The sequence below is a fragment of the Tolypothrix campylonemoides VB511288_2 genome (assembly GCF_045999855.1).
GTDB lineage: Bacteria > Cyanobacteriota > Cyanobacteriia > Cyanobacteriales > Nostocaceae > Scytonema > Scytonema bouteillei_A.
On sequence record NZ_JBFPMW010000001.1, the window covers coordinates 86115 to 99563 of the forward strand.

The window sequence follows — 13449 nt, forward strand, 5'->3', positions numbered from 1 at the left end:
ACATGGCCGTTATTTAAGTTTTAAGTAATACTGCAAAAAATCTAAGTATAAACTTTTAAAAAAAAAGATCTAGGATTAGCAATACTTACAGCTCCTTTATATTTTTGCCAATACAGTAATATTCTGTAAAAATGTGATAAAAATTTAACAGTCTTCTGGAAACCCTTTAATAAGTCGCGTAAGATAAGTTACAGACAAAATGCAGTTGACAAAAATTAGATTTTGATAACTGTTTCACTACCCAAAGTTATTTCGTTTAAAAATTAAGCATTTGAGCCATGAAGAAAAACACTTGTTCTAAATTATTAGGTTCTGTTTTGTTCGCCACTGGAGTTACAGTTGCACTCATGGCTGCACCAGCACAAGCAGGCAACAGCAAAAATCAAACCAACGGCAATACTCAAGCCAACGGTAATTCTCAAGCTAACAGCAATACTCAAGCCAACGGTAATTCTCAAGCTAACAGCAATACTCAAGCCAACGGTAATTCTCAAGCTAACAGCAATACTCAAGCCAACGGTAATTCTCAAGCTAACAGCAATACTCAAGCCAACGGTAATTCTCAAGCTAACAGCAATACTCAAGCCAACGGCAATACTCAAGCCAACGGCAATACTCAAGCCAACGGCAATACTCAAGCTAACAGCAATACTCAAGGCACTCAAAATACATCTAGTACAAGTTGTAACGTTACTGATGTCTCTCTTGGCAGTACTAATGCTACAGCTTGTAAGGGTCCTTTGGATGGCAATGACACCGGGGCACAAGGCACCTTGCTTAATGCTCTAAATGGTGGTCTGTTTCAAAACAATTTGGCTTCTAACTACACTTACACGTGGGCATTAGCTGATAAATCGGATGGCTCGAATGGTTTGTTGTCAGCAGATAACGGTGACCCTTCTGGTGACTGGAGTCTAAGCAAAGCACTTCCCAGTGATACATTTGTTCTGAGCCTTAAAACTAGTACAGCGTATAGCGCCTATCTGTTCACAGGCGTTGATTTCTCTAAAACAGGTTTACAAGGATTGTTCAATACTATTGGGGTTGCTTTAGACGGTAATGACAAGAATGGTAAGGATTTGTCTCACGCATCGCTGTTTGTAGCGACTAAGAAAAATAATGAAAAACCACCTGTTAAGAAAGTTCCAGAACCCGGCACTATACTCGGTCTTGGCTTGACAGCAGCTGGAATGGTTGTTCGCCGTCGCAAGTCTAATTAGCTGTTATAACCAAAAGTTGTAGCTAAGTTTTTCCAAGTTATCGTGCATTTAAATTGTACTTTTGGAAGTCTGAAAGCCTTGCTGTAAGGTTTTCAAATGGCAAAATTAAATGCATCTCAGCCCATATGTTAATATGCCTGATTCAGGCATATCTGGGATATATACCTCACAAAGCCTTAAGCAAGAGCTGATACAATAAAATCTTTTGGGTGCGCCCCGCCCTAATTTGTTTTAGGCGCGGGATTTCTACTACGATTGTATCTATAGGACGTTGCTGCTATGGTTGGCTCTCAAAGCTCAGCAAATCTAAATGCTTTGGATTGACCATTAGCGCTTTCGCAACTAAAAAACCTGCAACAGTCCAAGTTTGGTATTTCCTGGCATCTTTACCAATTAATCGACCATTTTTACCATCGTAATACTCGGGCCAGGAATCTTCACTTAAACGTTTCTCAGCCAGTTCGATCGCTTGACTTGCTAAATCCAAGCGATTTGTTTTTTGACATGCTGCTGCTAGTAACCAGAGCAAAACGGGCCAATTCCCACCATTATGATAAGACCAAGGGGAATTTTTTGGATCGCATCCCGTTATAATTCGCCACTCCATACCCTCAAGTGCAGGGAAGCAAATCTTTACTGGCATATTCCCTATGAGATCGTTCCAGCGTTTTTCAATTAAATTCATAATGCTTTGAGATTCTCGAACGCTAGCAAGAGAGACGATCACCGCCATTAAATTACCCACAGTAAAAAAACGGAAATCCATACGTCCGGGACCGAGATTACCTGCAAGATAACCGCCGCTATCGGGTAACCATTCCGTCAACCAATGAGGAATTGAATCAGCGTATATATTGAATTTATTGGCCACTTCTTTGCCAAACTCATCGCCTTTGTACCGATAAATTTCATTTAAGCGCTTGAGATCGATCCAATAATATTCCCGAAGATGATAAGTCAAACTTGCTAGACGTTTGTGAACGCTGTTATAAAGGTTGCAAGCAGCGTCATCATTTCTTAACAACAAATCGCCAGCCGCACGCAAAGCTGCATAAAATAAAACCTGAATCTCTAGTGGATGTTCGTAAACGCCCATACGACGATCGATCATAAAAGAGCCATCAGGAACCAACATCGTTGGATACATGGCAAACCGATGGACAAGGCACATTTGTAGAATTAATTTGATTCCTTTTTGAAAGTGTTTTTGGTGAAAAAGTGAAATATCACCTGTTGCTTTGACATATGCCCGAAGTAAAATAAGCCACCACAAGCAAGAATCAACGGGAGGTACTTTTGCGATCGCGTGTTCTCCAAAATCAGCCGTCAAAGACTCGCGACCATCCTCCGATTCTACCTTAAAACTAGCTGGCATAAGTCCCGGCCCCGGTTTAAAGGAGTCTATCTGTGGCTCCTGACTCTGCAAACTAAGAGTTTCTGTCAAAAAGTTACGTACAATTTCGGGCTTACCTTTAATTAAAAAAGCAAGTGCTGATAAGACAAAATCCCGAATAAAGCATTGGTCGTAATTCAGTGCATTCGATCCTGGCTCGAGAGCAGCTACTGTTCCAATCGGACGACCTTGATAATAAATAATAGATTGTTCAAGCAATTGCCATGCTTCTTCTTCTATACCGTGTTTTGCTATCATGAATTACGCGCCCCCAACATAGTTCTGTGATAGTACGTCTACCTAAGTTTGTTGCATAAAAACTCTTTTGCATAGGAATTACCCATCAAAAATTAAGAGCAACAATTTAAGTATCATTTTAAATAGACGCGCTAGTAGGATGTGTTAATGCAAAAAAACACAACGCACCCAGTATCAATATTGCCTAATAAGATATATAGTGCGTTATGCATAGTGCTAACGTACCCTATACACAGTGATAATTTTCCTAACCTAAAGGGAGTAATTTGTTGTATTAGATCCTTTTAGCTCCCCAATGTCTTAAAGGAAGTCGCATACCTATACTCACGATCTTTACCTGTATTTGACAATTAATGGATCGCGCCATTTGTATCATCTGTTTGCAATTTCAGGAACCGCACATAGTGACACTGCTTAGCGATCGCTGTATAGCTCTCCCATACCAAAAACTCTCCGTACAACTGACTTCATCAAGCCAGGAAATACTTGAAAAGCCGTTGTCCATAATTTTGCTGTACCAACTACTACATCAGACTGCTGATACTTAACAGCATGCCAAATTGCCTTGGCTACATCTTCAGGCTTCTCTAGGAGGGGGCTTTGGAATGCTTTGTCCACCAATTGATAGCGTTTGCGAGCCGTTTCCTCGTCCTTTCCGCGAAAAAGCGCTCGTTCCATTAAACGGGTGCGAATAAAGCTCGGATAAATTCCACAAACATGGATACCTTTGGACGATAATTCTGCTTGCAACGCTTTAGTTAGTCCCGTAACAGCATATTTACTTGTGGTATAGGGTATTTGAAAAGGAATTGGATCTAGACCGCCAATGGAACTGACATTAACAATTGTTCCTTTCCGTCGTTCTAAAAAATAGGGTAAGAGTGCCTGAATAGTATAAATGTACCCCATAAGATTTGTATCTATAACTTGGTGCCAATCACTCAGGGAACTTTCTTCCACAGGTCCCATAAAAAAAATTGAAGCATTATTAATCAGTACATCTATGTGACCAAAATGCGCCAGAGACTTTTCAATTAAATTTTTGACTTGCCCTGAATCTCTAACATCAGTGGAGATTGCAAGCACTTCTCGACCCAGGGCACGTATCTCACTTGCTGTAGCTTCTAAACGTTCTTGTTGACGTGCCGCTAGCACAATATTATACCCATGACGAGCAAATAAAATTGCTGTTGATTTACCAATCCCTTGAGTTGCCCCTGTAATAATTACTGTTTCAGTCATAAAATTTTGAAAAAATGTTAAATCATTGAGAAAAATGCAAAATGTACAAATTACGAGAGTTAGACAAAATCTGAGAACCAGTGACCTTATATGTTAAAGTATCTCCTTGTTAATTCATGCTGACTTGTGACTTCTTCAGTGTTATGGCAAGAAAAAGCATCTCTTACCCTTTTCGGTATTTGGTTCTGACCTGTAGTCTAAATCTTACGAGCATTAGCCACACCTATCTAGGGTCTGTTTTTTTATTGAATCAACATATCTCGTACCAATAGGGCAAGTAAAGTTCCGGAACCCAGAGTCCAAACTTGTTAAAAAGGATTAACAGGATAAAATCTTTTTGTCTGTAAGTATCGGCTTAGGGTGCAGGAGCACAGTTAACAGAGGGTGCTGTTTAACACCAGAAGCTAGTAAAGTAACAGTAAAATTTGTCGTTTTTACAGAGGCTGAACTTTGAATGAGCAAACTGTGAATTTGTGATGCTTTAATTGAAATAATATACAAACATACCTTCTTGAGTTATTAACGCCCGTGTTATCGCATAGTATTCATACCTACGCTCTATTCAAGCCTCTTGAAAACTCACAGACAGCAATGTTGTACAAGGGTTTTATTTTCACCAGTAGGCTCATGCTCTAGTGGTTCCATAACTGAAGTTGTTTCTCGTTCACAGACAACTTATGAGTCGATCGCTGATAACGCCTCTGTTGTTTTAGCAGACCCCGCATTCAGGCAGTCGGGATAAAAAAATTTCACTGCCAAGCAAGAAAAAGGCGTCTTTGCCATCTACCCTCTGACTTGAAAAAGGCAGAGGGTAGAAGGAAAGAAAAAGTTTTAAGTATAGCTAGCTATAGTAAATTTGTCTGAGTCTTTTATTATTGCAGAATAGATTTAATACACGCATTAAGGAGGTGAGACCAAGATGGCAGAGAAAACTGAAAACAAAGCAGGAGGTTGGTATCTTGTTAAAGACGTTACGGAATCAGTGCGAGGTGTTATGTTTGAAGTAGCTGCATGTCTTAGTTGTCTCCCTTTTGTAATTGGGATTAAAGGTTGCATTAAAACCTTAGTTGACATCATGACCTTGCAGTTACTGATAAATATTGATAAGGTTGTTTATAAAGACTTGTCTATCCCCATCGAAATTGGTGACAAAAAGCATTTCAAGCGCACTCGCAGTGAGTTAAACCAGTTTTACAAGAGCGTGGTAGTCAAAGCTCTGAAAACTGTACTCAAGCGCTTTGACCAAGTGTCCGTTGCTTTTAACGTGGCTCACACCTCGCAAACTGACTCAGACCTGGATCTGCATCTGAGAAAGCGTGACAGGAATCGATTCTACCAATTTTGGAGAGGTGTATTTGGCGTCATACACGATGCTGGATGGAATGTTAGGCTTCGAGGAAGTGGTTCACACACCCTCTATACAAAACACCTTAGAGTGTTTTGGGCTTTAACCAAACGTACTGTCAAGTATCTAGTAGGCGTTGTTGTAGATCGGTTGCAGGTACTTATAAAAAGTACTAACCTCATCCAAGACAGTGGGAAGAAGGAAGAAAGCCTTCTTCCAAGTTTAGACAAGCTTTCTACTGGGTGCGCTTTCCCGCATGGGTTTGATTCAGACCCCGCCCTAACAAACAGTAGCAGTAACCGGTCTGCTTTGTGCAGTGACTGGTCTGTTGCTTCAATTGCAACAACTTGCCAGTAAAAATGTCAAGAAAGCAATTTACCGTGCCTGAAGAACTATATTGATAGGACAAAACTCACAACTTACAACTATGACCAGCAAAGTAATCAACGTTAGAGAATACACCGTTAGAGCACACAAACGCTTGATTCATACACGAGTTTTCAACTTCGTTTGCAAAGAGTGCGGTACATCAACCAAGCGCGAGACTTTTGGACCTCGTCCTTTGTACTGCGAACAATGCCGCCCTCCTCAAGCACCCAAAAAATCTCTAATGAAGCCCTCTAACAAAGCTAAACCCAGACCAATGACTTACAAATCCGATACTGAATTAGGTTGAGATGAAACCATATGATGGCAAAACCACACTTAGAACCACCTCCACAAGCCTTGATTGAACCACTGCTTGAATTAAGAGACTACTATGCAGCTCTTGTGGAAGAATACGAACGTTTGAGTACGCAGGCGCGAAGTCAGCTGACTCACGTAGAAGCTATCTTGTCGAATTACTCACTACCAGGTTTACTGGATAACCAAACAGCGATAGTTGAAACACTTTCGTTTCCTCCCACACCTTCCCAAGAAGCCTCTCATTTACAACAAGTACCGGATAAAATCTCTAACTTTAAACAAGAAGAATTTATCCAGCTTGAATTAAAAGACAATGGCAAGCAAGAGAGTAGTGTGAACGAATTGGCACTACAAAATGCCAATGGTGCAAACGGTGCAATTGCAGCAGTACCCACAGTTATATTCTCACCGCAACGCATACCGTTCGAGAATGACGATCGCACACTTCCAGGCTCAGATGTTCCAATGCAACCTCAGTTTCACGGGTTGCCTCGATTGGAAGCAATTGAAAGCATTCTGCGAGAAAATATGGGGACTGTTTGTCACATAGATTTCATTGTGCGGACACTGTATGGGGATTTAGAGTCAAGTGTATTCAAAGTAGTTAAGAGTAGGGTGCAATCCTCACTAACACATGGTAAAGAAAAGGGTTACTGGTCAGCTGTTCCAGAGGAACCCGGTTGTTACACTCTCGATATAAGTTTGGTAACCCCGCAGAACGGAAAATCCAAATCCAAAGCTGTTAAACCTAAAAAGAAGAAACCCTTTTTACTCCCTAAGGCAAGACGAGTGCCAATGTTGGCGGAATTTGAAGGAAAGTTTCTCATTGATGCCATCTGCATACTGCTGCAAAGAAATTCAGGGAGAATTTTCAGTGTAGGTGATGTCATTACAGGCTTGTATGGAGAGTTAAACGCCGAACAATTAAGGGAGATAAAAACTGCTGTCCATAATGAACTTTCTAGAGGTCACCGAATTGGCAGATTTTCCAGAGTTCCTGACAAGCTTGGTTATTACACTTGGGATTTAAACAAGATTAGGTAAGCATCTCGGGATTAGAAAACGCGGTACCCCATAAAGAGGGGATTAGGGGCATGAGTCTTGCGGATAAGTGATTAATCCTTTCTTCTTGTCCTCCTTGTCCCCCTCTTCCCCCAGTCCCCCAATCCCCAGTTCCAAGTCCCGTCTAAAGTTGAAACAAATTTGTACCTTTAGAAGGATGAGTAATAAAATATACTTTAATATACTTAATATTAGCTGATAAATTGATAGATAAAAGCACTATGCCGCACGTCTTATTAGTTGATGATGAAGAACCTTTACGGGAAAGCCTTTCCTACAGCTTGCGTAAAGAAGGGTATACTGTATCAACGGCAGCAGATGGTCACAATGCTATCAAACAGTTTCACAAACAAGTGCCAGATGTAATCCTTTTAGATATAATGCTGCCAGAAGTTAATGGCATGGAAGTTTGCTGGCGAATTCGAGCATTTTCTGATGTACCAATTGTTATGCTGACTGCTAAAGACCAAGATATTGATAAAATTTGGGGTTTCGAGGCAGGTGCAGATGATTACGTCACAAAACCCTTTAACACTCGCGAGTTGCTTGCGCGTATTAAAGCTGTGCTACGTCGTCGTTCTGAAAAACACTCCGAGTCTACCCAGTAGGTTCTTCTTGAATTGGAAATATTTTGAATGGGCTGGATATCTCAAATTAAAGGAAATTCCATTCACACTAAACTACTGGCAACATACCTGTTGCTAACTACTTTAGCAACCTCCTTAATGGGAGGGTATATTCTCTGGTCTTTCCATGCTTACTTTAATAAAGCAAGACAGGCGGATTTAGAGACTTGGAGTACTGCTATTGGTGAAAGTATTGCTGATGCATTAGAAGTAAATGATTTTCAGCGAGTTGCAGTTATTGTTCAACGTTATGGTGCCGCTGAAAATATAACTATACGAGTTATAGATAGTAAAGGAAAACTTCTCGCTTCATCTAGCCTGAAACAAGATCGACAAATACGAAATTGGTTGAAAATCCCTGGGATGCAAGAAGCCTTACAAGGTAAAGCACAGCAAGGTTTTGCAAAAGGGCTTTTAACCAACGATGATAGATTGTTCATTGCCCGACCAATTAGGGGTGGCGGTCAAATTTTAGGCGCATTGAGGATGTCGGTCACGTTACAACAGTTTCAAAGGCAATTTGCCACAATTGTTGGCACAACCATGGGAACTCTCATTTTTACACTTATCCTCTGTACTTTAATCAGTGAAGCGTTAGCACGTAGCTTGTCCCGTCCTATTGAAACAATGAGAAATTTTGCAATTCAATTGGGTAGCGGTCATTTTGGTGGGAAACTCCAAATCCGTCAGAGTAACGAATTAGATCGACTCGCACTAGAACTTAACCGCATGAGCGAACGTTTAGCTTCTCTCGATCGCGAACGGAGAGTGTTTTTAGCAAACGTATCTCATGAACTCCGTACTCCAATTAGCAATGTCTTGGTCACTGTTGAAGCCCTTCGCAGTGGTGCTGCTTCAGATCCAGGAGTCCGGGATCGATTCTTTCAAAATGTAGAAGACGAAATCAAACGGTTATCAAGGTTAATAGATGATTTAATGAATTTGGGACGGCTTGAAGCAGGGGTTACAGTCTTAGAACAGCAAACAGTACACGTGCATCACTTAATTGACCGTGCTATAAGAGCAATGGAAACCCGAATGAAAAATTCGCAAATCTCAGCACAGGTCAATGTTACGGATATGCAAATACAGGGTGATTCGGAGCGTCTGTTGCAAGCTTTTCTAAATATTTTGGATAATGCTATCAAGCACTCATCCCCAAATTCCCAAATTTCTATCGCTGGTTACAAAGAAGGCAAACAAGCAGTTGTGACAATTCGCGATCGCGGACAGGGGATTAAAGAAACGGACCTCCCACATATTTTTGAGCAATTTTACACTGCCGATCGCTCCCGTCAAGGTAAGGGAGTAGGATTGGGCTTAGCGATCGCTAAGCGTATTATCGAAGCCCACGGCGGTAGCATTACAGCAAGCAGTCAATTTGGTGAGGGAGCAAGCTTTAATATTTATTTACCTTTATGAGTCAGTCAGCATAATTAAAATACCACTTGAGAGGCTTTTTTTAAATCAAAGATATAGCTTAAGTTTAAAAGCATAGAATTCAGCAAAATTGCTGGAATAGCAAAATCTGGAGGTAGAATTGTGCGTTTCGGGCAATGGATGGGGTTATTTGTCCTTGTCGTATCTCTTTGTGTTTTGTGGCAAATCCGGCAAGTTGTATTAGTTGTCTTTGCATCTGTTGTTTTAGCAACAGTTTTAAATCAACTTGTACTCTTTTTACAAAGATTCCGAATTAAAAGAGGTATTGCGATCGCAATAACATTTATTCTTGTACTGATAATTATAGCAAGTTTTTTAGCATTAATTGCGCCACAAATTGTTGACCAGTTGCAACAATTTACTGACTTTGCCCCTAATGCCCTAGAAAGAATGCGGACTTGGAATAACTGGTTGCAGAACGCTATTCCAGACCAATTATTAGAAAATATTCGCGGTCTTAGAACTCTGACTCAAGGGTTACAAGCTTGGTTAAATCAGCTAGTTAACAATTTTTTTACCCTATTAAGTAGGTCGCTTAACATCGTTTTAACTTTACTGCTGTTCTTAGTATTGACCGTTATGCTACTGACAGACCCCACGCCCTACCGAAAGGGTTTTATCCTACTGTTTCCTGCATTTTATCGGCGTCGGGTGGGCGAAATTCTTTCTGAGTGTGAAACATCTTTGGTCGGTTGGATAAAAGGTACGCTTCTAACGATGTGCCTGATTGCTTGCTTGAGCTATGTTGGTTTGCTCGTATTAGGAGTGCGCCTCCCCTTAGTCAATGCACTTTTAGCAGGATTACTAGAGTTTATTCCAAATGTTGGACCAACTTTGAGCTTGATTCCACCTTTACTGTTAGCGCTGCTTGATGCACCTTGGAAAGCAGCTGCAGTGGTAGCGCTCTACTTTGGAATTCAGCAAGTTGAAAGCTTGGTTATTGTACCTTTAGTTATGAAGTCTCAGGTCTCTTTACTACCTGCTGTCACCATACTATCTGTAGTGATTTTCGCCCAGTTTTTTGGATTTTTAGGGCTATTCCTTGCCATACCTCTAGTCATTGTCATCCAAATTTGTATAAAAGAGATTTTGGTAAAGGATATACTTAACAATTGGCAGGGGGAGATGAAAAGCCAACGCCCGTTAAAAAACGAAGACAATGATAGCGCCAACAGAACTCTCGAAGGTAGTGCTGTTGGCGCAAGATCGGATACTAAAGAATGAGGATGTTTGTAAAGTCTAACCGCCTTGAGATGTGGGAAGCGGTCCCGGTTGCACTGAGACTTGCAAACTTCTACCATTGCGTTGCAGTTCTATTTGCATGGTATTACCAACGCCTGTTTTCTCTACTATCTGCTGTAATGCGTCAGTTGTAGTCACAGGTTGATTGTTAATTTCTTGTATCACATCCCCCGCACGCAACCCCGCTCGATCGGCAGGAGAACCAGGAACAACACGAACAATGAGAATACCTCGGTCTGCTTGCACTTGAATATTCCCACTCTGGCTATCGTTAATGCGTTGTTTGAGTTCGGGTGTAATCTCTGCCATCTGAATACCCACATAAGGGTGTTCAACTCTGCCTTTAGTAATTAATTCCTGAGCTATGCGTCGAGCTGTATCAATGGGAATAGCAAAGCCTATTCCTTGAGCACCGCTAATAATAGCTGTGTTTACACCAATGACCTGACCGCGAGCATTGAGTAAGGGTCCACCTGAGTTTCCAGGATTAATTGCTGCATCAGTTTGAATATATCCAATGCGTCTGTCAGAAGCACCGATATCGCTTGCAGAACGATCGGTTGCGCTTACCACACCCACTGTAACGGTTTCCTGCAAACCTAAGGGATTGCCAATTGCGATCGCCCACTGTCCCGGTTGCACTTGTTGAGAGTTGCCCAATTCCACAATAGGTAAATTACTGTTGGGAACTTGAACGACTGCAATATCCGTTAGGTTGTCTTGTCCTAGGACTTTACCTTGTACGGTGCGACCGTCGGAAAACGATACTGTCACTGTATCCGCGTTATCAACAACGTGAGCATTGGTAAGAATTTGACCGTTAGAATTAATGACAAAGCCAGAGCCAACACCACGAACAACTCTCCCTTGTGGCTGTGTTGGTATTCGATCGCCAAAAAATCTTTGAAAAAAAGGATCGTTTAATGCTTCTGGAACTTGGCTTCTGACAGTTCTCTCAGTGTTTATTTGCACGACTCCAGGTTCGACTTTATTAACAACTGCAACGACAAAATTAGTATCTTCAGGTGTTGGTACGAGGGAGCGATTATTAGAATTTCCCGTTTCTTGAACGGCTTGAGCGGACTCTTGCAAATTTTGATTTTTAGGAGAAGTAACTGTTGAGCATCCACTCAAAAATGCTATTCCTACTCCTACAAACGGCAATAATAAGGAGTTAGCAATTTTTTTATTAAAAAACCGAGCCTTATTTAGATTTCTTCTTTCCATATGACTTATCTATTTAGATAAATGCAAAATAATCAAACAATTCTTATAAAAATTATTATATTTTTTTGACTTATTGACCTCTGCCATAAGAAAGCTTTTTTTAAGTATGGTTAAATGTAATGAGTCATATAATTGACACAAAACAAAGTAAACCGTGTAACTAGAGCAAGGTCAGTGTGAGTAGTGTTTACAATCGATCTAACTAAGTACTACTGACAAGTATTTTTTGTCCGGCTCTTCCAAATCCAACCTGATTCCGGGGCGCTAAGTTCGATCCAACCACCTTCTTCTTTTCCAGTAACAATCACTCTAGTACCCGCTTTAATGACCTTTCCTGTTCTTCTACGCCCGGAAACAGAGCGTACATTTGATGCACGAGTCACAATAAAACAGTTATTGAGTTGATTCTGTTGGGAAATGTTGTTTGGAATTGTACTTCTTTGTGTATTTGTACCACCAGCGCTTTGTGTTTCCTGAATTGTGTTTTCTTGTGTAGTTGAAGAAGATGTCTGTTGAGGAGGATTCGCAGAAATTACACTCAACGCAACTAAAGCAAGAACACTACTTCCACCTGCAAGTAGTTGGATTTGACGAGGGGATTTAATCGGAAAACCTTTGGGAGAGGGAGACGTATTGGGTGCGGTAGGTAGATTGGCATTAGGAATTAGCAATGTGCTGTGTGTACCCGGAACTTGAGAACTAGGAGTGGTTGGTAGCTGCGTAACATTGGGAGTTTTTGTATTCTCTGTTGGAGCATAACAAGATTTTGCTAATTCTTGCAGCGATCGCACCATCTTAGTAGCAGACGCATAACCTTCTCGCAGATAGTTCCGCAACACGTATTTAACAGCAACAGCAACAGCAGATCGGGTGCTGGGATCGGTGATAGAGGTGACTGCTTGCAAAACATCACTAGCAGATTCATAACGATACTTATAGTACTGGCGCACCATTTTAGTTAATATCTCTGCTAAGGGATCGCTGACTTCCGCATATTGTCGCCAAACAATCTCTCCGGTTTTAGGATCTGCTACAAACTGTTTGGGGTTTAAGCCTGTTAAAGCTTGAATAGCGATCGTACCAAGCGCATAGATATCACTGTTAGGTCGAGGTCTTCCCTGCGCCTGTTCGCTTGGCATATAACCAGGAGTTCCGATAGGAATTGTCTCATTGTTGAGTTGATTTGGATTCATTAAGGAATACATCTGGATTTGCTTGACAGCACCAAAATCAACTAGCACCAGTTTATTGTCTGAATGGCGACGAATAATATTCTGAGGTTTAATGTCGCGATGGATAACTTCGTTATCGTGAAGAAATTCTAGAATTGGCAAAACTTCTTGCAGCAAATGAATGGTTTGACTCTCATCCCAACGCTGTCCCAATGACAATTCCATTGACAGTTGATGTCCCTCAATATACTCCTGTACGAGAAAAAATTCTTGCTGTTCTTCAAAGTAAGCTAAGAGTCGTGGAATTTGGTCATGGTTTCCCAATTTTTCCAAAGTTTCAGCTTCTCTACGAAACAAGCGTCTTGCTAGTTGTAAAAACTTAAGGTCATCAGTGGCAGGTTTGAGATGTTTAACAACACATACAGGATTTCCAGGACGGCGAGTATCTTGTGCTGTGTACGTGTGACCAAATCCACCCATACCCAATAGATCAACCACCAGGTAACGCTGGTCTAGTAATCTGCCAATCATCTAA

At 41.1% G+C, this 13449-nt stretch carries 11 protein-coding genes; 7 read left to right on the forward strand and 4 right to left on the reverse strand.

The window, feature by feature from the left end:
* The first annotated feature begins 278 nt into the window (after positions 1 to 278).
* Positions 279 to 1220, forward strand: a complete 942-nt coding sequence (locus AB0756_RS00400; protein ID WP_237266035.1) for a PEP-CTERM sorting domain-containing protein — start codon at positions 279 to 281, stop codon at positions 1218 to 1220.
* Between the two features lie 277 nt (positions 1221 to 1497).
* Here the strand turns inward: AB0756_RS00400 and AB0756_RS00405 are convergent, their stop codons facing one another.
* The gene (locus AB0756_RS00405) at positions 1498 to 2871 is read right to left on the reverse strand and encodes a glycoside hydrolase 100 family protein (RefSeq protein ID WP_202048692.1); all 1374 of its coding nucleotides are present in this window, start codon (positions 2869 to 2871) and stop codon (positions 1498 to 1500) included.
* A 414-nt stretch (positions 2872 to 3285) separates the two neighbouring features.
* Positions 3286 to 4113: an SDR family NAD(P)-dependent oxidoreductase gene (locus tag AB0756_RS00410; protein WP_050045497.1), complete on the reverse strand. Its 828-nt coding sequence runs from the start codon at positions 4111 to 4113 to the stop codon at positions 3286 to 3288.
* Between the two features lie 919 nt (positions 4114 to 5032).
* Between AB0756_RS00410 and AB0756_RS00415 the strand changes: the two genes are divergently transcribed.
* From AB0756_RS00415 to AB0756_RS00440, 6 genes are all read left to right on the forward strand, one after another.
* Positions 5033 to 5815: a hypothetical protein gene (locus AB0756_RS00415; RefSeq protein ID WP_038085185.1), complete on the forward strand. Its 783-nt coding sequence runs from the start codon at positions 5033 to 5035 to the stop codon at positions 5813 to 5815.
* A 70-nt stretch (positions 5816 to 5885) separates the two neighbouring features.
* Positions 5886 to 6134 (forward strand): hypothetical protein, encoded by a 249-nt coding sequence (locus tag AB0756_RS00420; RefSeq protein ID WP_050045498.1) that lies wholly within the window; start codon positions 5886 to 5888, stop codon positions 6132 to 6134.
* 11 nt (positions 6135 to 6145) lie between these two features.
* On the forward strand, positions 6146 to 7189 hold the full coding sequence (locus tag AB0756_RS00425) for a hypothetical protein (RefSeq protein ID WP_050045499.1): 1044 nt from the start codon (positions 6146 to 6148) through the stop codon (positions 7187 to 7189).
* A gap of 239 nt (positions 7190 to 7428) precedes the next feature.
* Positions 7429 to 7815, forward strand: a complete 387-nt coding sequence (locus tag AB0756_RS00430; RefSeq protein ID WP_038085200.1) for a response regulator transcription factor — start codon at positions 7429 to 7431, stop codon at positions 7813 to 7815.
* Positions 7816 to 7842: 27 nt separating this feature from the next.
* The gene (locus AB0756_RS00435; protein WP_038085183.1) at positions 7843 to 9255 is read left to right on the forward strand and encodes a sensor histidine kinase; all 1413 of its coding nucleotides are present in this window, start codon (positions 7843 to 7845) and stop codon (positions 9253 to 9255) included.
* A 120-nt stretch (positions 9256 to 9375) separates the two neighbouring features.
* Entirely contained in the window at positions 9376 to 10497 is a 1122-nt protein-coding gene (locus AB0756_RS00440) for an AI-2E family transporter (protein ID WP_038085182.1), read from the forward strand.
* A 15-nt stretch (positions 10498 to 10512) separates the two neighbouring features.
* On the opposite strand, the gene AB0756_RS00445 is transcribed toward AB0756_RS00440, so the two are convergent.
* Entirely contained in the window at positions 10513 to 11742 is a 1230-nt protein-coding gene (locus AB0756_RS00445) for an HhoA/HhoB/HtrA family serine endopeptidase (protein WP_038085180.1), read from the reverse strand.
* Positions 11743 to 11951: 209 nt separating this feature from the next.
* A complete protein-coding gene (locus AB0756_RS00450; RefSeq protein WP_038085178.1) occupies positions 11952 to 13445 on the reverse strand; it encodes a serine/threonine-protein kinase in 1494 nt (497 codons plus the stop codon).
* Between the last annotated feature and the right edge of the window lie 4 nt (positions 13446 to 13449).